General features: G+C 43.0%; 22 protein-coding genes. 14 read left to right on the forward strand and 8 right to left on the reverse strand.

Annotated elements, in window-relative coordinates; translation table 11 throughout:
* Positions 1-116: 116 nt before the first annotated feature.
* The gene (locus ACIPK1_RS05370) at positions 117-1,136 is read right to left on the reverse strand and encodes a branched-chain amino acid aminotransferase (protein WP_400450154.1); all 1,020 of its coding nucleotides are present in this window, start codon (positions 1,134-1,136) and stop codon (positions 117-119) included.
* A 209-nt stretch (positions 1,137-1,345) separates the two neighbouring features.
* Between ACIPK1_RS05370 and ACIPK1_RS05375 the strand changes: the two genes are divergently transcribed.
* Complete coding sequence (locus ACIPK1_RS05375; protein WP_005236650.1) at positions 1,346-2,314, forward strand: pyridoxal-phosphate dependent enzyme; 969 nt, start codon at positions 1,346-1,348, stop codon at positions 2,312-2,314.
* Positions 2,315-2,409: 95 nt separating this feature from the next.
* Here the strand turns inward: ACIPK1_RS05375 and ACIPK1_RS05380 are convergent, their stop codons facing one another.
* From ACIPK1_RS05380 to ACIPK1_RS05400, 5 genes are all read right to left on the reverse strand, one after another.
* Positions 2,410-2,847, reverse strand: a complete 438-nt coding sequence (locus ACIPK1_RS05380; protein ID WP_008381614.1) for a helix-turn-helix domain-containing protein — start codon at positions 2,845-2,847, stop codon at positions 2,410-2,412.
* Between the two features lie 9 nt (positions 2,848-2,856).
* The gene (locus tag ACIPK1_RS05385) at positions 2,857-4,407 is read right to left on the reverse strand and encodes an ABC transporter ATP-binding protein (protein WP_016613270.1); all 1,551 of its coding nucleotides are present in this window, start codon (positions 4,405-4,407) and stop codon (positions 2,857-2,859) included.
* Positions 4,408-4,504: 97 nt separating this feature from the next.
* The gene (locus tag ACIPK1_RS05390) at positions 4,505-5,326 is read right to left on the reverse strand and encodes a TPM domain-containing protein (RefSeq protein ID WP_005236637.1); all 822 of its coding nucleotides are present in this window, start codon (positions 5,324-5,326) and stop codon (positions 4,505-4,507) included.
* Positions 5,323-6,444 carry a hypothetical protein gene (locus ACIPK1_RS05395; protein ID WP_008381609.1) on the reverse strand — a complete coding sequence of 374 codons (1,122 nt, stop codon included), beginning with the start codon at positions 6,442-6,444 and terminating at the stop codon, positions 5,323-5,325. The genes ACIPK1_RS05390 and ACIPK1_RS05395 overlap by 4 nt, the downstream gene beginning before the upstream one ends.
* A 16-nt stretch (positions 6,445-6,460) precedes the next feature.
* On the reverse strand, positions 6,461-7,690 hold the full coding sequence (locus ACIPK1_RS05400) for an SPFH domain-containing protein (RefSeq protein ID WP_016621227.1): 1,230 nt from the start codon (positions 7,688-7,690) through the stop codon (positions 6,461-6,463).
* 283 nt (positions 7,691-7,973) lie between these two features.
* On the opposite strand from ACIPK1_RS05400, the gene dnaX reads away from it, so the two are divergent.
* From dnaX to ACIPK1_RS05465, 13 genes are all read left to right on the forward strand, one after another.
* Positions 7,974-9,695 carry a DNA polymerase III subunit gamma/tau gene (gene dnaX, locus ACIPK1_RS05405; protein ID WP_016621226.1) on the forward strand — a complete coding sequence of 574 codons (1,722 nt, stop codon included), beginning with the start codon at positions 7,974-7,976 and terminating at the stop codon, positions 9,693-9,695.
* Positions 9,696-9,715: 20 nt separating this feature from the next.
* A complete protein-coding gene (locus ACIPK1_RS05410) occupies positions 9,716-10,030 on the forward strand; it encodes a YbaB/EbfC family nucleoid-associated protein (protein ID WP_005236633.1) in 315 nt (104 codons plus the stop codon).
* A gap of 14 nt (positions 10,031-10,044) precedes the next feature.
* Positions 10,045-10,641 (forward strand): recombination mediator RecR, encoded by a 597-nt coding sequence (gene recR / locus ACIPK1_RS05415; RefSeq protein WP_005229813.1) that lies wholly within the window; start codon positions 10,045-10,047, stop codon positions 10,639-10,641.
* A 20-nt stretch (positions 10,642-10,661) separates the two neighbouring features.
* On the forward strand, positions 10,662-11,309 hold the full coding sequence (gene tmk, locus ACIPK1_RS05420; protein ID WP_005229815.1) for a dTMP kinase: 648 nt from the start codon (positions 10,662-10,664) through the stop codon (positions 11,307-11,309).
* 32 nt (positions 11,310-11,341) lie between these two features.
* The gene (locus tag ACIPK1_RS05425; protein ID WP_005229817.1) at positions 11,342-11,671 is read left to right on the forward strand and encodes a cyclic-di-AMP receptor; all 330 of its coding nucleotides are present in this window, start codon (positions 11,342-11,344) and stop codon (positions 11,669-11,671) included.
* A 14-nt stretch (positions 11,672-11,685) separates the two neighbouring features.
* Entirely contained in the window at positions 11,686-12,618 is a 933-nt protein-coding gene (gene holB / locus ACIPK1_RS05430) for a DNA polymerase III subunit delta' (protein ID WP_005236622.1), read from the forward strand.
* 29 nt (positions 12,619-12,647) lie between these two features.
* Entirely contained in the window at positions 12,648-13,448 is an 801-nt protein-coding gene (locus ACIPK1_RS05435) for a stage 0 sporulation family protein (protein WP_400450157.1), read from the forward strand.
* Between the two features lie 19 nt (positions 13,449-13,467).
* Positions 13,468-13,815, forward strand: a complete 348-nt coding sequence (locus ACIPK1_RS05440) for a DNA replication initiation control protein YabA (protein WP_077452675.1) — start codon at positions 13,468-13,470, stop codon at positions 13,813-13,815.
* A gap of 74 nt (positions 13,816-13,889) precedes the next feature.
* Complete coding sequence (gene rsmI / locus ACIPK1_RS05445; protein WP_400450159.1) at positions 13,890-14,750, forward strand: 16S rRNA (cytidine(1402)-2'-O)-methyltransferase; 861 nt, start codon at positions 13,890-13,892, stop codon at positions 14,748-14,750.
* A gap of 172 nt (positions 14,751-14,922) precedes the next feature.
* Positions 14,923-16,140, forward strand: coding sequence for an ammonium transporter (locus ACIPK1_RS05450; RefSeq protein ID WP_005236611.1), 1,218 nt, complete (start codon positions 14,923-14,925; stop codon positions 16,138-16,140).
* 16 nt (positions 16,141-16,156) lie between these two features.
* Positions 16,157-16,498 (forward strand): P-II family nitrogen regulator, encoded by a 342-nt coding sequence (locus tag ACIPK1_RS05455; protein ID WP_005229830.1) that lies wholly within the window; start codon positions 16,157-16,159, stop codon positions 16,496-16,498.
* Between the two features lie 150 nt (positions 16,499-16,648).
* Positions 16,649-17,773 carry a DNA polymerase IV gene (gene dinB / locus ACIPK1_RS05460; RefSeq protein WP_005236610.1) on the forward strand — a complete coding sequence of 375 codons (1,125 nt, stop codon included), beginning with the start codon at positions 16,649-16,651 and terminating at the stop codon, positions 17,771-17,773.
* 20 nt (positions 17,774-17,793) lie between these two features.
* Positions 17,794-18,450: a DNA alkylation repair protein gene (locus tag ACIPK1_RS05465; RefSeq protein WP_008381592.1), complete on the forward strand. Its 657-nt coding sequence runs from the start codon at positions 17,794-17,796 to the stop codon at positions 18,448-18,450.
* Between the two features lie 135 nt (positions 18,451-18,585).
* Here ACIPK1_RS05465 and nrdG read toward each other — a convergent pair whose 3' ends face one another.
* Both nrdG and nrdD read right to left on the reverse strand, forming a co-directional pair.
* Positions 18,586-19,182, reverse strand: coding sequence for an anaerobic ribonucleoside-triphosphate reductase activating protein (gene nrdG / locus ACIPK1_RS05470; RefSeq protein ID WP_005236608.1), 597 nt, complete (start codon positions 19,180-19,182; stop codon positions 18,586-18,588).
* A gap of 80 nt (positions 19,183-19,262) precedes the next feature.
* A complete protein-coding gene (gene nrdD / locus ACIPK1_RS05475) occupies positions 19,263-21,458 on the reverse strand; it encodes an anaerobic ribonucleoside-triphosphate reductase (RefSeq protein WP_005236607.1) in 2,196 nt (731 codons plus the stop codon).
* Positions 21,459-21,679 lie beyond the last annotated feature (221 nt).

The raw sequence follows: 21,679 nt of genomic DNA on the forward strand, positions 1-21,679 counted from the left end.
TCAAAAGAGTTGTGGCAATCAATTCTGATGCAGTGATGATAAATTGATCGATAGAAAGAGAAAAACCGAACGGTCCGTAGTGATCGTTCGGTTGAAGAGGATGTAGCCCGGTTCGCTTAATCCAATGGAACATCAAAGATCCAACCGGTTGGTGCCGAAATATCGCCGAACTGAATGCCGGTCAATTGGTCATACAATGCTTTTGTTTGTGGACCAACTTCCGTTTCGCTATAGAACACATGGAAATCCTCGCCGTTTTGGATCCCGCCGATCGGGGAAATAACAGCAGCTGTTCCGCAGGCACCCGCTTCGACAAAACGATCCAGCTCATTGAGATAAACATCACCTTCCACAGGGGTCAATCCTAATGAATGTTGCGCTAGATGCAGCAATGAATATTTTGTGATACTTGGTAAAATAGAAGGAGATTTTGGTGTCACAAATTCATTAGCAGCCGTGATCCCGAAAAAGTTGGCAGAACCGACTTCTTCGATTTTGGTATGCGTTTCTGGATCAAGGTAGATGCAATCGGAAAATTTCCGTTGATGGGCTTCGTATCCAGGTAACAAACTCGCCGCATAATTTCCACCCACTTTGGCTGCGCCAGTACCATTTGGTGCCGCGCGATCATAATCAGAAACAATGAAATTGGTTGGTGTCAATCCGCCCTTAAAGTAAGGTCCGACCGGCATACAAAAAACCGTAAAAATATACTCTGGTGCTGGGCTGACACCGATATTTTCTCCGACGCCAATCAATAGAGGACGAATATACAAGGTGGCGCCGCTGCCATAAGGCGGAACATATTCCTGATTTGCTTTTACTACTTGTTTTACCGCATCTAAGAAAAAGGCCTCAGGAACCTCTGGCATACGCAGGCGATAGGCACTGCGGTTCATCCGTTTGCTATTTTCGTCTGGACGGAACAAATTGATGCCGCCATCTTTTGTTCGGTAGGCTTTTAGTCCTTCAAAACATTGCTGTCCATAATGAAGAGCGGTTGATCCCTCGTGGATATGCAGATAATTATCCTCGGTAAGTTCGCCTTCATTCCAAGAACCGTCTTTCCATGTTGCCAAAAAACGCCATGGCGTTTTGATATAAGAAAACCCTAAATTTGACCAATCGATTGTCATTCGTTCACACCCTTTTTTAATTTTTCTAAGTATAGCACTTCAGAAAAGAAATGTCATTATTTTCTGAAAATTCTTCTGTAAAAAATCAGCTAACACGTGGGCGTGAAGGAGCAGAGAAAATCTTTTACCGACGCGAGGGAATCAGTTTGTCTTTCTCCAAATTCTGTGCTTCAATGAGAGTATAAAAAAACAAAAAAGGGGGAACGTTTGTGATTGAGGAAGTGTTGACGGACAGTCTGGGGATCGCTGCTGCGTATCGACGATTGAAACCAATCATGATCCATACACCACTTGCACCAAGTAATATTTTAGGCAAAGAAAAAGAGGGCACGATATTTTTGAAATTAGAAAATCTACAGCGTACCGGCTCCTTTAAAGCGCGGGGGGCGTATAACAAACTCGCGTCATTGACTGATGCAGAAAAACTTCGCGGTGTCATTGCCTGTTCTGCAGGAAATCATGCGCAAGGTGTTGCTCTCGCCGGATCGTTACTGGGGATCAATGTCCGAATCTTTATGCCATTAACGGCTGCCAAAACAAAAATAGAGGCGACAAGAAGTTATGGCGCACAAGTCGTTTTAGCAGGAGAGACGTTTGATGAAACCAAACAACTGACACTAGACGCCATGAAAGATAGTGGCGAAGTATTTGTCTCTCCCTTTGATGATCGTGCAGTAATGGAGGGGCAAGGAACGATTGCGATCGAACTGTTGGAGGATCTTCCAGATGTTGATAATGTCATTATTCCCATCGGCGGTGGTGGGTTGATTGCTGGGATTGCTTTAGCCTTAAAAGAACTTCGTCCAGAAGTCAAAATCATCGGCGTTCAATCCTATGGCGTTTATGGCATGATCGCCTCACTTTGGCAGCAAAAGCTAGTAGCCAATCGCCGCAGTAGAACGATCGCCGATGGCTGTGATGTTGCTTTGGCAGGGGAACTGACCTATGATGTTTTAAAGACCCGTATCGATGAAACGGTCTTAGTTGAAGAATCCGATATCGAACAAGCGATCCATTACTTAGCATTGAGGGAAAAAGTCATCGCAGAAGGGGCTGGTGCATTAAGTACGGCGGCGATTTTAAGCGGACAGATCGATCATTTGCTTCGAGGAAAGAAAACTGTGGCATTGGTCTCCGGCGGCAATATTGATTTCTCTGTGTTTAAGGAAATCATCTGAGTGCAACAAGCCTTCCAAAAAAGAAAGAAGAGACCTGATTAGACATTCTCCTAATTGGGTCTCTTCTTTTAAATTCAAAGCAGGCGCTCAGATGATTACTTTGGGAGAGAAAGTATTGTTTCGATCCACTGTCCAAAGGTTGTTACATATTTCAACGGTCCGACCAATGTAAATCGTGCCATCGTTGGGTTGATTTTTTCAAAGTAAAAACGCCGACTTTCCCCTGAGTAAAGTGCATTGAACTCATCAATAACGATTTTTTTTTGCTGTTGTAGCAATTCCTCTGATTCAATAAAGAAATCAATGGCAAGTAAGCTTTCGGGTATCTGTTTTTCTGAACGTATTGAAGCAAAAGAAAGCAGGGGATCTTCAAATGGTTCGCCCATCAACGAAGCCACATCTTTGTAAGAAAAGCGCCACTGCCCGCCAATTTTTGTCCCTTTAAGTTGGTTGGTCTTTTGATAATTTCGGATGGTTCGAGTCGTTACGCCCAGTTTTTCAGCGACTTCTTCAACGGTATAATAATCTTTCATCGGTTCCTCCTACAAAGCGATTGTACGATCACAAAAGCGTTGCTCCTCTTTCTTATGACTAGTATAGATGATCATGCGTTTTTCTGCATGTTTTTTTAAACACTTCATAATCTTTTCGGCAGCTTCATCATCAAGGCTGCTGGTAGCTTCGTCTAAAAGAATGATTTCGGCATCACTTAATAATATGCGAGCTAGAGCGATTCTTTGCTTTTCTCCTCCAGACAAGTCGGCACCATTTTCCGCAAGCCTGCTAGTCCATGAGCGCTGTTGAAAAATGGGCGCTAAAATACCAGAGGTTTCGATAATTGTTTTTTCTTCTCCCGTCATTTTTCTTCCCCATACAAGATTTTCTTCAATTGTCCGAGAGAGAATCGTAGGGTCTTGAGCAAGGTAGAGGGTTTTATCTGTTTCAGGGTTTCTTGGCTTGATGCGTTTACTCTTCGTTGAAAGCGAAATTCCTTCTGATGGATAAAGGCCAGCAATTGCCTTTAAAAACGTTGATTTTCCTTTTCCTGAAGCGCCAGCCAAGTAAATATGTTCACCAGGTTTCAAGGTTTCTTCAATGGGAAAGGAAAAGCTGTGGTTGCCAATGGATACGACAGGGTGGTCGAAAGTAAGACTCAGAGTAGCTTCACACGTTTGGTTCCAGCGGTCATCGGGAGCAGCCAATTCTTCGTTAACAAAACGTTGATTGGTCCTCAGAGTAGCTGTATCAAGATTGATTTTCGTTAAACCACTTAATGCAGAAAAGTAAATGGGTAATAGCACGCCAATCAAAATCAACGCAGAGGTTGGCAGTTCATCTTGTAATATTCCTTGAATCATAAACAAATAGACGCCGATCTGGGCGATCTGATTGATCGCATTAAGGACTAAACTAGTCGTTTGGGCAAAAGTATTGGTGTTTGCTAATGTTTGATACATCGATGTCAATTGAGAGGAAAACAGCTGCTCAAGAACAGCGTCACTCCATTGCTTCATTGTATCAATATGGGACAATGTTGTTAACATTTCCTTATTGCTAAGAGCAAATGCTTCTTGCATATTTTTCATCTTAATACTCAACTGTTGATTGATCCATCGAAACCCAAAAACATTGATGGGAAATAGCGATAGTAAAATGAAACCCAGTAAATAATGCAATTGGAAACACAAAAAAAGTGGGATCAGCAATAAGAAAAAGCAGCGAATGGCTTCGCTAAAACTACCGCAAATAAACAAGTATAAGGAATCAACAACGCCAAAGATGCGGTTTAATAGATAAGTGGGCTCCTTTTCAGAGAGTTCTACATAACTCTTCCTTTTCATTTTTTTTAACAATTCTAAGAGATGGCGAACATTCATCGAAGCTGCATAGCGCTCTTTCATCACAATCAATAAGAATTGCGCGCAATAAGTAATACTTAATATGAACGCTAATAAGCCGACGAGATGATCAAAGCGCAGTGCGTGATCTTCTTGTAGAAGCAAAGGGAAAGCGAGGTTTGTCAGGACAGTCAAAAAAACTAGCAAACTACTCAAACTGATAAAAAGTTTATTGTTTCTAATAATTTCAAACATATAATCAACTCATTTCCTATATTTTCCTAAATAGTAGATGTTTTTATGAAAATTGTCAACAAAAAAAGAGTTCCTGATTAAAGGAACTCTTGAAAAATTAAAAGCTGCGTCCGCCGCCGCCGAATGTTCCGCCACCAGAAGAGTGGGTCGTACTGCCACCGCCGCCGCCAGAAAAACCGCCACCACCGCCTCCACCATTATTCGAAGGACGGGGGATGCGTCTGGTTGTGACAAAGGAATTGACTAAGCGATCTTCTTTTTGGGTCAGATCAATACTTGATTTTTCTAGATAGTTAAATTTGTAGCCGCCCATTTTTAATTGGTAACGGGATTTAACAATGATGAAAAAAGCGATACTGATCACTGCCGCGATCGCTAAGCAAATAGCAATTTCTAGTGGCGTTATCACTTTGTAATAAGTAATTTTTCCGGTATCACGATCGATACGATAATGATCGGCAGGAACACCTGCTTCCACAAAACCCTCTGCTTTTTGCAGATAGACCAATGCAGCTTGATAATAATTTCCCTCTGCCATCTGGTCAAATACCGCATCAAGTAGCTTATCTAGACGTGAATCGGTAAGATAATCGATCATATTTCCGGAAGTCGAAACGTGAAATTTCCGTTGCGCCATATCGATCACCAATGCCGAACCGTTGTTGTCGTTGCCGATCCGTCTTGAAAGATATCGATCAGTGTACAACTCGATATCTCCCGTATTGCTGTTTGTTGTTTGAATAAAAACTTCGCCTTTGATCTTTGCATTCAGCGCTTCTGCTTCTTCGTTCAACTTCTGGATCTCTTGTTCGGTAAAGAGTCCAGCGTGGTCTGCGACTGTCTCTTCGGCTGCGAAGGCGGGCAGGGCGGTTAAGAAAAAACCAACCAGCAGTAACAACAAATAAGATAGTTTTTTCATAAGAAATACGCTCCAATCAATGCGAGGATGGTCGTTGCCGCGAAAATTGCGCCACTGACGATTCCCAAGCGCTTGTAACTAATCGGTAAAACACCGCTGACTTTTCCGGTTTGCCCATTCATCGCATAATAAAAGGCACTCTTGTTTTCATCATCGGCTCGATAGGTCACTAGCCATACAGGAAGCAAAACGTAGTTGTTTTCTTCTTTTGTTAGATTGATGGAACGATTGTTGCGTTTAAAACTAGTATAGCCATTGACGGTACCTGCTAGCAGATTTTCAGCATAACCCGATAATTCGTTTTTGACTTCGTCAGAAAGATCAATGTATTCAATGTCTCTTTTTTCTGCTTGGAAGCCGGCTAAATATTGACTGCGAAAATTAACAGCTTTTTCAAGGGGAAACGGCTGAACGCCAGTCACCATTTTTTGCTGAACGTTTTTTGACAGCGCATGCTTGAGCAATTCATTCACCTTGATTTTTCCTCGTCGCAAGACATCGTATTGTTTGTGCTCAGTATATTCAATATCACCAACGCGCCAAATACGCAAAGAGGTACCCATACCTGAAAGCGAGCCATTCATCTCAGCATCGACGACCCAATAAGGGAAGTACACACCAGTCAATTTCTCTACTTGTGCTTGATCGAAGAAATCCCGTGGCACAAATTTTTTCTTTTGCGCCCATTCTAAGAATTTCGCAGTTGCTTCTTCCTTTTCGATGGCAAAAGGGAGGACTTTGTTAGGTAAAAATTCTCCTGAAAGCCGTCCCGACAAAACGACCGGGTTATGGCAAAAGTAGCAATAGGTTGCGGCTGTAGTCGCATCCGTCACGATTTCAGCACCGCAGCTGGGGCAGGTGAAAAGGTCCATCTGCCCCGCTTGTGCATCGGCTTGCTCTCTAACTTCTTCTTGAAGGGACGGTTCAGTCTCGGTCGCTGCAGAAGGATCTGAGACAGGAGTATCGGCCATCTGCGCTTCTTTTTGCTTTTCTTCGAAGGCAGTGACTTCGTCTTCAGTAAAAATACTCAGACAAAATGGACAATGAAATTTTTGATCACCAGGTTCAAAGGTTAAAGCGCCCCCACAATTGGGGCACTTATGTGTGATAACATCCATCAGCAATCCTCCTCAATTAGTCTACTGGGACACCTTTGAAAGGTTTGCCGCAATTCGGACAGAATTTTGGAATGCCGTTGGCTAAATCGATCACTTCACCACAATCGCTGCATTTCATTTTCAGGCTTGGTCCATCGCTCGTTGGTTTTGGCGTCCCGCAATTGCTGCAGAATTTACCAGTATTAGAGGTGCCGCATTGTGGACAGTCCCAATGATCTGCGCTGTTTTGTGCGGAAGCCTGTTGCTGCTGCATCTGCTGCTGGTTGTTTTGAGACGCTTGGTTCAAATAACCGCCGCCAGCGTTCATCCCCATGCCCATGCCAACAAACCCAGTCGTAGCCCCAGCGGCATTGCTACCGGCAGATTCCATACCACGAGCAACCGAACCTTGAACATAGCCTTCACGAATCGAAGGGTCGCCTAACATTGCCCCTTGGTTCCGCATGTTGATCAGTTTTACGGAATCATCCGTATAAGAGATGCTCGCTACGGCAACAGAAACGATTTCCATGCCGCGGAGTTCTCGCCAGCTGTCATCAAGAACTGTTCCCATATATTTGCTTAATTCCATGCTCTTAGATGGAACGTAAGAAATTCGTTCGCCATCAGCGGACATTTTGTTGATCGCGGTTTGTAGGGCGGTCAAAAATTCAGCTAAGTACTGCTCATTGATGTCGTTGATATCGACTTGACTTTTGTTTTTTGGGATCGCATTCGTATAGAACAAAATTGGATCGGTAATTCGTAAGGAATAGTTTCCGTGCGCCCGTAAGAATAGCTCTGCGTTATAAAAGTTGTCAAAATAGTTCAAAGGCGATGAAGTACCGAAGCGAATTCCTTTGATTTCTTGAAGATTGATATAAAAAACTTGTTGTTTTTGTGGTGTAACGCCGCCAAACTTAAAGCGGTCGAAGGTTTCAGAAATCGCATCTTTCAATGAACCATTCAACATCGAAGGCGCTAATTCATTTTTGACGGTATAGTAGCCTTCTTCAGCGGTATAATCGATGATTCGCCCGCCATCAACCAATAACATCATCATATTCGGATAGACATGGATCACTGACCCATCAGTGATGACATCTTCCGTGCCTTTTCTGTTAGAACCGCGTTTGTCATTACGCCGCACTTTGACACCTTTTGTCATTACTGTCGAATCGCTCATATTGTCAGGCTCGATCACCTCTAGCCATTGATCTGCTAATCCGCCGCCAATTGCGCTTGTTGCCGCTTTGATAATACCCATTTTCAGTCCTCCTTTAAATTGTTTTCATCACAATAGATGAACGTAGATTCATTATACCATAGGAGGTGAGATTTACGTTATCAGTCTAAAGTTGGAGAAGAGGAATGGTCTTTTTTCTTGAAAATAGGGAGGAATAAAAGGATATAGTGAGTGAAAGCGCGCGGAATGGCTCTTCGAATTAAATTTCCATTTCTTTTAAGATTCCACCACGCAAACGGTGGTTTTTTTAGCTGATATTACGTATAATAGAAGGTAGCGAATTTTGAAATGAGTGTGGAAAACTATGGCCTATCAAGCATTATATCGTGTTTGGCGTTCTCAGCGTTTTGATGATGTTGTCGGACAAAAAGCAATTACCCAAACCTTAAAAAATGCAATCGATCAAAATCAAATCTCGCATGCTTACTTGTTTACGGGCCCTCGAGGAACCGGGAAAACAAGTGCAGCGAAAATTTTTGCCAAAGCCATCAATTGTCCGAACCAAGTCAATGGCGAGCCTTGCAATGAGTGTGACATGTGTCGCTCAATCACAGCAGGAACGCAAGAAGACGTGATCGAAATCGATGCGGCAAGTAACAACGGTGTAGAAGAAATTCGCTTTATTCGTGATCGTGCGAACTATGCACCGACCCAAGCAGAATACAAAGTTTATATCATTGATGAAGTGCACATGCTGTCAACAGGCGCATTTAATGCATTACTAAAAACATTGGAAGAACCACGGAAAAATGTTGTCTTTATTTTGGCAACAACAGAGCCCCATAAGATTCCAGCAACGATTATTTCCCGAACCCAACGATTTGATTTCAAACGGATCAATACGCAAGACATCGTGGGTCATTTGGAAACGGTCCTTACTACTAGCGAGATCAATTACGAAGCAGAAGCTTTACAGATCATTGCGCGAGCCGCAGAAGGCGGTATGCGGGATGCCTTGAGTATCACCGACCAGGCGATCGCTTTTAGTGATGGAACCGTAACGACCCAAGATGCTCTAGAAGTGACGGGCAGCTTGTCCTATGAAATGATGGACCGTCTGATGCAGGCTTGTGGGGAAAAAGAAGTTGCCGATGCGTTAGCGACCTTGCGGGAGTTATTAGCCTCTGGTAAAGAAGCCCGCCGTTTATTGGAAAACTTGTTGGTTTATTGTCGAGACTTGCTGATGTATCAACAAGCGCCGCAGCTGCTATCTGAAAAGTCTCTGCAGTTGACTGAAGCGTTTCAAACACTGGCAAAAATTACCCCGCCAGCAAAAATCTATCACTGGATCACGGTCTTAAACGATACGCAAAATGAAGTACGATTTACGAACAATCCTACGATCTATTTGGAAGTGGCTGTGGTCAAATTAGCCAATGATCCAGAAAGTGCTGCTGTTGCCAGCAATTCAGCTGACAATAGTCAAGAAGTGGCGCAGTTACGTCAAGCACTGCAAAAACTTCAGGCAGAGGTGCAACGACTGCAAGAGAATCGACCGACAGGTGCCGTTGCTGAAACCACCGCGCCAGTGAAGAAAACCAAGGCGACCACTACGTTCCGTTTACCAAAGGAACGCGTGTTCCAAGTGCTGAAAAGTGCAACGAAGAAAGACTTGGCAAATGTTCGTAATGTTTGGGACGATCTTTTGATGTCTCTTTCCGTGACGCAAAGAGCTATGCTGCACTCCAGTGAAGCAAAAGCTGCCAGCGAATCGGGCGTCGTGATCGCTTTTGACTATGAGATCTTATGTCAGCGAGCAAGTAACGACCAAGAGTTTCAATTGATGATCCATAATCAATTGTCCCGTATGATCAAAGACTACGCCCCACAGGCTGTCTTTATTACAAAAGAAAGTTGGCCGACGCTACGACAAGAGTTTTTGGCTGGCGGTCAAGCAACGGAAGAGTCAGAAATTGAAGTAGAGCAAGAAGAGACCGAAGCCGCTCCTGTCGAACCAGAAAATGACGACTTAGTAACAAAAGCGCAAGAGTTATTTGGTGAATTAACCAGCATTGAAGAAAATTAATGAATATGGAGTGATGAATAATGATGCGAGGCATGGGAAATATGCAAGGCATGATGAAACAAATGCAAAAAATGCAAAAAGAAATGATGAAAGAACAAGAAGCACTAAACAGCAAAGAATTTATCGGCGAATCGACAAATGGCTATGTCAAAGCGACCTTTACTGGCGATAAGACGTTACAAGACATTGCTATCAATGAAGCAATCGTTGATGCTGACGATGTGGAAATGCTGCAAGATATGATCATTTTAGCCATCAATGACGGATTAAAAAAAATTGAAAAAGAATCGGAACAAACAATGGGCAAATATACAAGAAACATTCCGGGTCTATAAAAGGAGAAATGACGGTGCAATATCCTGAACCGATCGCCCGATTGATCGACAGTTACATGAAACTGCCGGGAATTGGACAAAAAACCGCAACACGTTTGGCATTTTATACGATTGATATGAAAGAAGAAGTCGTCAATGAGTTTGCTAAATCGTTGCTTAGTGTTAAACGAGATTTGCACTTTTGCAGTATTTGCGGAAATATAACGGAAGAAGATCCTTGTGAAATCTGCAGTGATCCCACAAGAGACAAAGAAACGATTTTAGTAGTTGAAGAGCCTAAAGATGTCATGGCATTAGAAAAAGTCCGCGAGTATCATGGACTTTATCATGTGCTGCATGGCGTGTTATCCCCGATGGAAGGGACAGGTCCAGAAGATATCAACATTGCATCCCTGATACAGCGGCTGCATGATGATCAGGTCAAAGAAGTGATCATTGCGACCAATGCGACCACGGAAGGCGAAGCGACGGCGATGTATATGTCGCGTTTGATCAAGCCTGCCGGTATTAAAGTCACGCGTTTGGCTCATGGCTTATCTGTGGGCAGCGATATTGAATACGCGGATGAAGTGACCTTGCTAAAAGCAGTAGAAGGTCGCCGAGAATTATAAAGATATTGGAGGCAATTAGGGTGAATGGATTGTTTATAACCATCGAAGGACCGGATGGTGCTGGAAAAACCAGTGTGATCGAAGAATTGTATCCTCGGTTACAGCTTGAAGCAACAAGAAAAATCGTTAAAACAAGAGAACCTGGCGGAGTTAAAATCGCTGAAAAAATTCGTAAAATTATTTTAGATCCGCGAAATGAAGAAATGGATGAGCGGACCGAAGCCTTACTTTATGCAGCGGCACGCCGCCAACACTTGATTGAGGTTGTCCTGCCGGCATTGAACGCCGGACACATCGTGATCTGTGACCGCTTTGTTGACAGTTCGCTTGCCTATCAAGGAGCTGGACGTCGCATCGGGATTCCTGAGATCGCACGGATCAACGAGTTTGCGACGGAAGGAACGACCCCTGATTTTACCTTGTATCTAGATGTTGACTCTGATACTGGCTTGCGTCGCATCCAAGAAAATCGTGCACATCAATATGACCGACTAGATTCGGAAGGATTGGAGTTTCATCAACGGGTTCGTCATGCGTATCTAAAGCTAGCGGAAGAAAATCCTGTACGCATTCATAAGATTGATGCTAGAATGGGGTTACAAGAAGTTGTTGAATCCAGCTATTCAGCAATCGTTGAATCGTATCCTGCTTACTTCAAATCAATCTAGGGTAGGTTGGATAACACAAAGGAGATGGTCCCATGAAATTAATTATGGCAATCGTACAAGACAAAGACAGTAATCGTTTGGCAAATGAGTTTATTGATGCCAATATCCGTGCTACAAAATTGTCATCAACGGGTGGTTTTTTAAAGGCTGGTAATAGTACGTTTATCATTGGTATTGAAGATGACCGTGTGCAAGATGCGTTAGAATTGATTAAAAAAACCTGTCAATCAAGAAAGCAATATGTCTCGACACCGATGTCACTAGATATATCCTTAGATGGTCAAGTTCCTTATCCGGTCGAAGTCGAAGTCGGTGGCGCCACCGTATTCGTGCTGCCAGTTGACGGATTCCATCAATATTAAAAAAGGAGCATTTCATGGAGGAGTTATTTCTACAAGAATACCAGCCTCTTGTTTTTGCCCAACTAAAAAAAAGTATCAAGCATGGGCGCATTGCTCATGCTTATCTTTTTGAAGGGGACAAGGGGACTGGCAAGCATGAACTAAGTCTATGGCTCGCAAAACGCCTTTTTTGTGCCAATGTACAAGAAGAAGCGCCATGTGGTGCATGCAGCAATTGTCTACGGATCGCCCAAGGAGAGCATCCTGACGTTATCCAAATTGAACCTGATGGGCAGATGATCAAAGTCGACCAGATTCGACAGCTGCAAGAGGAGTTCTCAAAAAGCGGCTTTGAAAGCCGTTTGAAAATCTTTATTTTGTCTCAAGCTGACAAAATGAACAACAGCGCTGCCAACAGTTTACTAAAGTTTTTAGAAGAACCAGTGGGAAACTTTCTGGCGATCTTAGAAACGGAGAGCCTTGGTCGTATTTTGCCAACCATCCAGTCTCGCTGTCAGATCATTCATTTCTCTCCTTTGTCAAAAGAAAAACTGCAAGAAAAGTTACAAGAAGAGGGACTTTCTAAAGAGACAAGCCGACTTCTAAGCCACTTGACCAATAGTTATCATAAAGCAGTTGAAATCTCGCAAGATGAATGGTTTAATGAAACTAAGGATGCTGTTAAGCGTTGGGTGAATTACCTTTTGAAGAAAGACCCGCAAGCATTTATTTTTGTTCAGAAAAAATTATTGGGTCTAGCAAAAGAAAAAAATCAGCAATCAGAAATCTTTTTGCTCTTGTTATTTTACTTTCAAGAGGAGCGGGATCGATTGTTGGGGCAAGGTTTATGGGGAAAAGAGATCAATCGTGCCATTGAAGCCGCATTGCAAGCACAAAAAAAGTTGCAAGCCAATGTGTCTTTCCAAGGTGTGGCAGAACAATTTTCCGTGAAAATCATCTATGGATAAAACGCAGCAGCCGGAAAAGGAGACCAGAGATGATCGAAGTTGTCGGAGTGCGTTATCATGACGTAGGCCAGATTTATTTTTACACACCGAAAAAACAGACCTATACTATAAATGACCAAGTCATCGTGGAATCACAAGATGCTAAATGTCTTGCCACAGTCGTCACCAAAAGCAGAGAAATGAATGAGATCGATTTGCCTCAGGTAGTCAAACCTATCTTACGTCGGGCGACGAAGAAAGATTTGGAACAGGCAGCAGCCAATCAAAAGGCGGCAGATGAAGCGTTAAAAATTGGAAAAGAAAAAATCCGCGCACATCAGTTGCCAATGAAACTGATTCGAGTAGCCTATACCTTTGAGCGGACAAAACTGATTTTTTCGTTTACTGCAGAAAGCCGTGTTGACTTTCGCGAATTAGTCAAAGACTTGGCAAGTGAATTTCATACCCGGATTGAACTGCGCCAAATCGGTGTCAGGGATGAAGCGAAGGCACTAGGCGGAGTTGGGCCCTGTGGTCGCAAACTATGCTGTGCGACGTTTTTAGGGGATTTTATCCCTGTATCCATCAAGATGGCTAAAGATCAAGGACTTTCCTTGAATCCTGCGAAAATCTCAGGATTATGCGGTCGTTTGATGTGCTGTCTTAAGTATGAAAGTGAAGAATATGAGCGGGCGAAAAAAGAATTGCCGGATCGCGGCAAGGAAGTTGAAACGCCAGATGGCAAAGGACGTGTGGTTGGGCTGGATCTGTTGAGCCGAGTGATCAAAGTCCGTTTGCATGATCGGCAAACACCAATCGAATATGATTATGAAGAACTAGTGACAAAATAAGTAGGTGACCATAATGAGCATGGACAAACGATCAATATATGACGGATTGAATCAGTTAGAATCGGAGTTGCAAAATTCCTTAAATAATCTAGCGGAAATGAAGCAGTCTTTGCAAGAAATCGTCGAAAAAAATACGACATTAGAATTGGAAAATCAACGCTTACGTGAACACATTCGTGAGTTGAACCAAGTGGCAGATGCACCCGCTGAATCGGTCAAACAAGAACTTTCTAAATCACGAATGAATTTAGAAAAGATTTACGAAGAAGGATTTCATGTTTGTTATGACTTATACGGTTCTCGCAGAGAACATGATGAACCTTGTGCATTTTGTCTAGAAGTGATCTATCGTGAAAGCGGCAAATAACTGACTGACAGTCTAATAGGTTCGTTAGAAAAAAGATCAGTTTCCACTGGTCTTTTTTTCGAAAGGAGCAGTACATGCAAAAGCAACAAAGTTATAAACAAGACACTGGAAAACTGTATCTTGTTCCGACACCGATCGGGAACTTGGAAGATATGACGGTCCGCTGTGTCAAAATTTTAAAAGAAGCGGACCTGATCGCAAGTGAAGATACTCGCAATACCCAGAAATTGTTGAATCATTTTGAGATCTCGACGCCGCAAAAAAGCTTACATGAACACAATTATAAAGAGCGAGTTCCGCAGTTGGTAGAACAGCTGCAGATGGGCAAGACCATTGCCCAATGCAGCGATGCTGGTATGCCCTCCATCAGTGATCCGGGGCATGAATTAGTCAAGGCCTGTCTAGCTGAAGGAATCGCGGTGATTGCGCTTCCGGGACCTACGGCAGGTTTGACAGCGTTGATTGCTTCAGGCTTATCGCCGCAACCAAATCTCTTTTATGGCTTTTTACCTCGTAAGAAAAAAGAACAAAAACAAGCCTTGAGTGAATTAGCGACCCAGAAAGCAACGATGATTTTTTATGAGTCACCCTATCGAATCGCAGCGACGATTGAAACAATGCTAGAGGTATTTGGTGAACGTCAGGCAGTCATTTGCCGAGAATTGACAAAAATCCATGAAGAATACTTGCGAGGGACCTTTTCTGAATTGATCGACTATTTAGAGCAGCAGCCAATCAAAGGAGAATGCTGTCTGTTGGTGGAAGGCTCTTCTGAAATACATGAAATTGTTTATGAAGGAAGTTACGCAGAACAAGTAGCTGCCTTGATGGAAGAGGCCGAAATGTCCTCAAAAGAAGCAATCAAAGAAGTGGCTAAACGTAATCAAGTAAAGAAACAGCTTGTCTATCAAGCGTATCACCAAATAGAAGAGTAATCATACCGAGACTTCTCTCGGTATTTTTTTGTACCACACGCTCACTTATGTGATATTACCTAACATATAAAGTCAGCTATTTTCAGAAAATTCATGTTTTTCTCAGAAAAATCTAGCTTATTCGAAAATATGGTGTTAGGATAGCTAACATATAGAAAGGGAGGCGTGTAAAATGGATACAGGGAATATTGCATTTATTTTAATTTGTAGCGGTATGGTTTTTCTAATGACTCCAGCATTGGCATTTTTTTATGGAGGATTGGAACGACGCAAAAACATCCTCAATACCATGATGATGGTGATTTGTACGATGGGCTTGGCGTCCGTCCTCTGGGTCGCTCTAGGGTATACATTATCCTTTAGCGGGACAGGATCATTTATTGGCAATTTAGACAAAGTCTTTTTCAATCATGTTTCGATGTCAGAAGGAGAGGGAATTCCAGAAGGGTTGTTTGCTGCCTTTCAAATGATGTTTGCTTTGATCACAACGGCGATTATCACTGGATCAGTCGTTGGAAGAATGCGGTTCTCTGCTATTTTTCTATTTATTGGCTTCTGGCTGGTTTTCGTGTATTTTCCAATGGCGCATATGGTGTGGGGCGGTGGCTTCTTAGATGCGATCGGCTCGATCGATTTTGCAGGAGGCAATGTCGTTCACATCAGTTCGGGAATCAGTGGGCTAGTCTTAGCGATCGTTGTCGGTAAGCGACGAGAATTTCATCAAACCGAATATCGTCCTCATAATATTCCCTTTGTTGTACTAGGTGCCGGTCTTTTATGGTTTGGCTGGTTTGGCTTTAATGCTGGCTCTGCGTTAGCAGCTGATGGTCTAGCGATCCACGCCCTAATGACCACGAATACAGCAGCAGCCAGTGCGATGCTTTCTTGGATGCTGATCGAAAAAATCGTCGTGGGAAAACCGACAATCGTCGGTGCTTGTACAGGTGCAGTGGTGGGCTTAGTTGCCATCACACCAGGGGCGGGGTTTGTCTCCCTTTGGTCTTCCTTTATCATTGGCGCTTTAGTCAGTCCGTTTTGTTACTTCTTTATTTCCGTCATCAAACATCGATTAGGGTTAGATGATGCATTGGATGCCTTTGGTTGTCACGGGGTAGGCGGAATCTTCGGTGGTTTGATGACCGGGATCTTTGCCGATCCCGCTGTTGGCGGACATTCAGGATTGCTTTATGGCGGTGTTGATCTTTTTATCGCACAAGCCGAAAGTATCGTATTTACGATTTTGTTCGCTGGTATCCTATCCTTTGTCATAATTACCTTGATCAAATGGGTGATGCCGATTCGCGTATCTCAGCAAGAAGAAGCGGTGGGGATGGATCGGATCGAACATGATGAAACGGCCTATCCTACCTTTATGGGGTTAGATTCTTAAGAGTGGAGGAGCAGTCATGAAAAAAGTTGAAGCGATTATTCGCCAAGAAAAATTAGAGGAGCTAAAAGCCGCTTTGGATCAATCGGATCTGATCAGTGGGATGACGGTCAGTCAAGTTCTCGGGTGTGGCAATCAAAAAGGGTTAAAAGAGTTTATTCGTGGCCAAGAAGTGATCACGACTCTTTTACCGAAAGTAAATGTCCGCTTTGTTTTGGCAGATGAAAAAGTCGATGCCGTGATTGAGCTGATTGTATCGATCTGTCGGACAGATGAAGTCGGTGATGGCAAAATATTCGTCTACCCTTTGGAAGAAGCGATTCGGATTCGCACCAATGAACGAGGAGAAGCTGCCTTATAGCAGAACTTCTTGGGTCATGAACCGTGCAGCAAAAGTAGCGAACGTATAGGGAAGGGCCAATGAAAATTGGTCCTTTTTGCGTCTTTGTCTTGATTCCTTGCTTGATAGGGAACTTCTGTTCGTTTATAATAAGAAGCGAGGTGAGCAACGATGTCGGAACTGCAATTTCCCTTAAAAAATGATACGAGCCGCAAAATTATTCATATTGATATGGATGCTTTTTTTGCTTCGGTGGAAGAACGGGATGATCCTGAGCTGGCCAAGCATCCCCTTGTCATTGCCCGTCACCCAAGTGATACCGGCGGCCGAGGAGTGGTCACGACAGCGAATTATCTGGCGCGACAATATGGCATCCATTCGGCAATGAGCGCACAAAAAGCCTACGAGCTTTGTCCGCAAGCGATTTTTAAACCGGGGAATCATCAAAAGTATCGTGAAGTGTCCCAGCAAGTCAGAGAAATTTTTCACCGATACACCGACATCATCGAACCAGTTTCAATTGATGAAGCGTATCTGGACGTCACAGTTAACAAAATCAACTGTCCTTCAGCAATTAAGATCGCTCGTCTGATTCAGCGAGACATCTGGCATGAGACCCATTTGACTTGTTCGGCAGGCGTCAGTTACAACAAGTTTTTGGCAAAATTGTCCTCGGATTATCATAAACCACGAGGGTTAACAGTGGTGATGCCGGATGAGGCAGTGGCCTTTTTACAACAACTACCCATCGATAAATTTCATGGGATCGGGAAGAAAACTGTCCCCAGGATGCATGAGTTAGGCATTTTTACAGGAGCAGATCTATACGCTTGGAGTGAGATGGCGTTGATCCGCGAATTTGGCAAAATGGGGTATTCTTTGTATCGCAAAGTTAGAGGAATCCATGATTCACCAGTCAGTGTGACCAGAGAACGAAAATCAGTCGGTAAGGAGCATACATACGGCAATCCATTAACGAGTGAAGAACAAGTCTTAAGTCAATTACGCGCCATCGCAGAAGAAGTTGAGAGATCACTAAAGCGCACACAGAAACATGGCAAAACAGTCGTGTTGAAAGTCCGTTACAGTGATTACTCTACGATCACTAAACGAGTGACTTTGCCGATTTACGTTCATAAAAAAGAACAGTTATTTTCAGAAGCCAGTCTCATTTGGGAAGAGATTTTAGGTCTTGAAAAAGGCATTCGTCTTTTGGGAATCACCGTCACAAATCTCGATCCTCTGACCTATGAAAATATCGTACTGCCTTTATGGCAAACATCTGACGATCAGTAGACCTAAAAAGGAGGACCAATATGACGATCTATCAAGTATATGAAACGATGATTGCTTTGGCTGATGAAGAACGAAGGGAAAAAATGGCCGCCTATATGCGGCATCAGTTTGAGTTTTTAGGCATCCCTACACCGTTGCGCCGTCAGCAGGAAAAAGCAGCCTTTAAAGTAGCAAAACAAATGAAACGAATCGATTGGGAATTTATCGATCAATGTTGGCAAAGCAGCTATCGGGAACACCAGTACCTTGCGATTGATTATTTAGTGGCGCTGGAGCCCTTTTTATCAGCCGTTGATCTAGGAAAAATTGAACAGTTAGTCATAACGAAATCTTGGTGGGATAGCGTGGACGCACTAAGTGAGGTCGTCAGAAAGCTTGTTCGCCGACTGCCAGCGTTAAAGGCTGAGATGCTTCGTTGGAGTCTTGAGGATAATCTTTGGCTACGGCGAGTGGCGATTCTTCACCAATTGTTGCAAAAAGAACAGATGGATCGACCATTACTTGAAGAGATCCTTGTCAACAATTTGGGGAGTTCTGAATTCTTTATCAACAAAGCCATTGGCTGGAGCTTGCGAGACTATGCCAAGACGAATCCTCTGTGGGTCCAAGATTTTCTTCTACGCCATCAAAAAAGTCTGGCGCCTTTGACGGTTCGTGAAGCAAGTAAGTACCTTTAAAAAGCTTGGTCACTGATTTTTATATAACAAAAAAACACCGTGCATCATCTTTGAAGGAAGATGTGGTGACCCCAAAAGTTCGATTTTTTGGTCTAACTTTTGGGGTCATCTCAAGATGCACGGTGTTTTGAGTCGTTAAATTTGTTTTTTGATTTGTTCGTAACTTGCTTCAGCATCTTTGCACTTTGCCCAGATAACCGCTTTTCCTTGTTCTCGAGATGCAGCAAGATCAATGATTCGTTGATTGCTGCTACCACGAAACTGCAAGTTTAGGTTTCGCTTGCTGAGTTCAAAACGGCCGTCCACCAAAATATCAATTTTGGATAAAAGTTCTAGTTTGTCAGGGGTCTCCAAGAGCAGTTCTTCGTAAGTGTAGCCTGACCAGCTCCAAATGTCCTTGCTATGACCAAATTCGGCGCGAACGCGATCAACAACTTTCAGACAGACCGTCGTGTTCAAGAAAGGTTCGCCGCCTAGGAGGGTCAGTCCTTGAACATAGTCATGTCGCAGATCCTCAATGATTCGATCCTCTAGCTCTTGGGTAAAAGGTGTGCCGTAGCGAAAGTTTTGGACGGCTTTGTTGAAACAGCCTTCACAAGCAAACAGGCAGCCGCTCACATATAAACTATTTCGGATGCCTTCACCGTCCACAAAGTTGAAGGCTTTGTAATCAGCAATATAATTTTGACTGTACTCGTTTGCTTTCCATTCTTGGGGCTTAGGATTTCTCATACGAAAACTTCTTTCTATTGTGAATTACAGGGGTTGTTGGATAAAAGGAGTGTAGAAGAAATCTAACACTCCTTTTATGATTATTCTTGCAAATGTTTGACCCGAGCAGAGATTTCTTTGTGACGACCGTTGACCATCGGGCGAGCTTGAGGATTTCCAAGATACCCGCAGGTTCTTTTGACAACATCACAACTTTTTGGATCGTGATTGCCACATTGTGGACATTCAAAGCCTCGTTCGGTTGGATTAAAGTCTCCTTCATATCCGCACTCGTAACAGTGATCGATAGGGGTATTTGTTCCAAGATAAGCGACCCGATCATATGCGTAATCCCAAACCGCTTCTAACGCTTTTGGATTTTGCTGCAAGACTGGATATTCACAGTAATGAATAAAGCCACCAGAACAGTATTTTGGATAGTCCTTTTCAAAATCAAGTTTCTCAAATGGTGTCGGATTTTTCCGCACATCATAGTGGAAGCTATTGGTATAATATTCTTTGTCGGTAATATTTTCAACTTCACCGAATTTTTCGGTATCTAAGCGACAGAAACGATCGGTCAAGCTTTCACTAGGGGTCGAGTACACACTGAAATGATAGCCGTATTCATCGCCCCAGGCATCGGCATGAGCTTTCAATTCTTTCACGATCGCCATCGTAAAGGCCTTTGCTTCTGGGTCTTGTTCCCAAGTTCCACCGTAAAAAGCCGAAGCAGCTTCGTATAAACCAATGTAACCAAGCGAAACAGTGGCACGTTTGTTTTTGAATAATTCGTTGACATTGTCTTTGCGATCCAAACGTTCACCGAAAGCCCCATACATATAAAGGATCGGCGCATTGGCGGGACTCGCTTCTTTACAGCGTTCCACTCGATAGACAAGGGCATCTTTAACGATTTGCAGACGGTCCTCCAGCAGTGACCAGAATTTTTCTTGATCGCCATTTGCTTCTAAGGCGATCCGTGGAATATTCAATGTCACGACACCTAGATTCATCCGACCGACATTGATTTCTTCACCACGTTCGTTTTTCCAGCCTTGCAAGAAAGAACGACAGCCCATCGGCACTTTAAAGCTCCCAGTCAATTCAACCAATTTATCATAATTCAAAATATCCGGGTACATCCGTTTAGTGGCACATTCTAAAGCCAGTTCTTTAATATCATAGTTCGGATCGGTAGGGGCCAAGTTGACCCCACGGCGAATACTAAAAATCAATTTTGGGAAAATAGCGGTACGCTTTTCACTGCCTAACCCGTTGATGCGAATTTGGAGAATCGCTCGTTGAATTTCCCGTTCGAACCAGTTGGTTCCTAAACCAAAGCCAAGGGAAGTAAACGGCGTTTGTCCGTTAGAGGTGAATAACGTATTGATTTCGTATTCTAGACTTTGCATTGCATCGTAGATATCTTTGCGGGTTTTGCTCTTCGCGTAAGCTTCCCGACGTTCGGGTGTCTCAATCCATTCTTCGGCATCTTTTAAATGTTTTTGGTAATTCAACTCAGCAAAAGGAGCCAATAATTCATCTGTTCGATCAGCAGAACAGCCACCATATTGACTCGATGCTACATTTGCAATGATTTGTGAGATTTGAGCGGTGGCCGTTTGGATCGATTTTGGCGATTCCACTTCGGCGTTCCCAATTTTAAATCCATTATTTAGCATGCCTTTAAAATCGATTAGGCAGCAGTTAGTCATTGGGGTATATGGATGATAATCCAAGTCATGGTAATGAATGTCGCCTTTTTGGTGGGCATTTGCCACGTGAGGAGGCAGCATTTTCAAACCAATCGATTTTCCTACGATCCCAGCGGTCAAATCACGTTGTGTGTTGAACACGTTACTATCCTTATTGGCATTTTCATTGACGACCGATTGATCTTTATTCATCAATTTATTGATCGTAAAGTTGATGTCTGTTGCTTTGCTGCGTTCGAAATCACGATGGGTCCGGTAGTTGATATATTCTTCAGCCAAGGCATACTCGTTCTTTGCTAACAAGATATGCTCGACGATATTTTGGATCTCATAGATTTTTACATTTGTACGAAAACGTTCCGCGATCTCGTGATCGACACTGTCAACGATCTCGGTGATTTTTTCGTGGTCGATGGGAGAAAGCTCACCGTTGATTTTTCTCAGGGCTTTCACTAACGCATCATAAATTTTTTGATCATCAAAATCGACAAGCCGTCCATCACGTTTTACGATTTTTAACTGACGCAAAGCGGACTGTCTTTCCAACCCTTGCTCAGGATTTCTCTTAATGTTCATCATTTCTACCACTCCTTATCTTCCACAATATAATAAAACAAATTGTAGAAATGAGCAACTATATATAGTAGTCGTAAAGGGTTTGTGTTTTGGATATACACAATATATGGTGTATATTCATTTAGGTATTTCCGAGAAAACTTGATAAGATTAAGGATTTGGTTGTTCCATGTTTCACATAATGAATAAAAACTTTTTTAAATTTATTTTTTCTCTGTTTTGAA

The sequence above is a fragment of the Enterococcus sp. NPDC086594 genome, assembly GCF_044746145.1.
Taxonomy (GTDB): Bacteria; Bacillota; Bacilli; order Lactobacillales; family Enterococcaceae; genus Enterococcus_D; species Enterococcus_D entomosocium.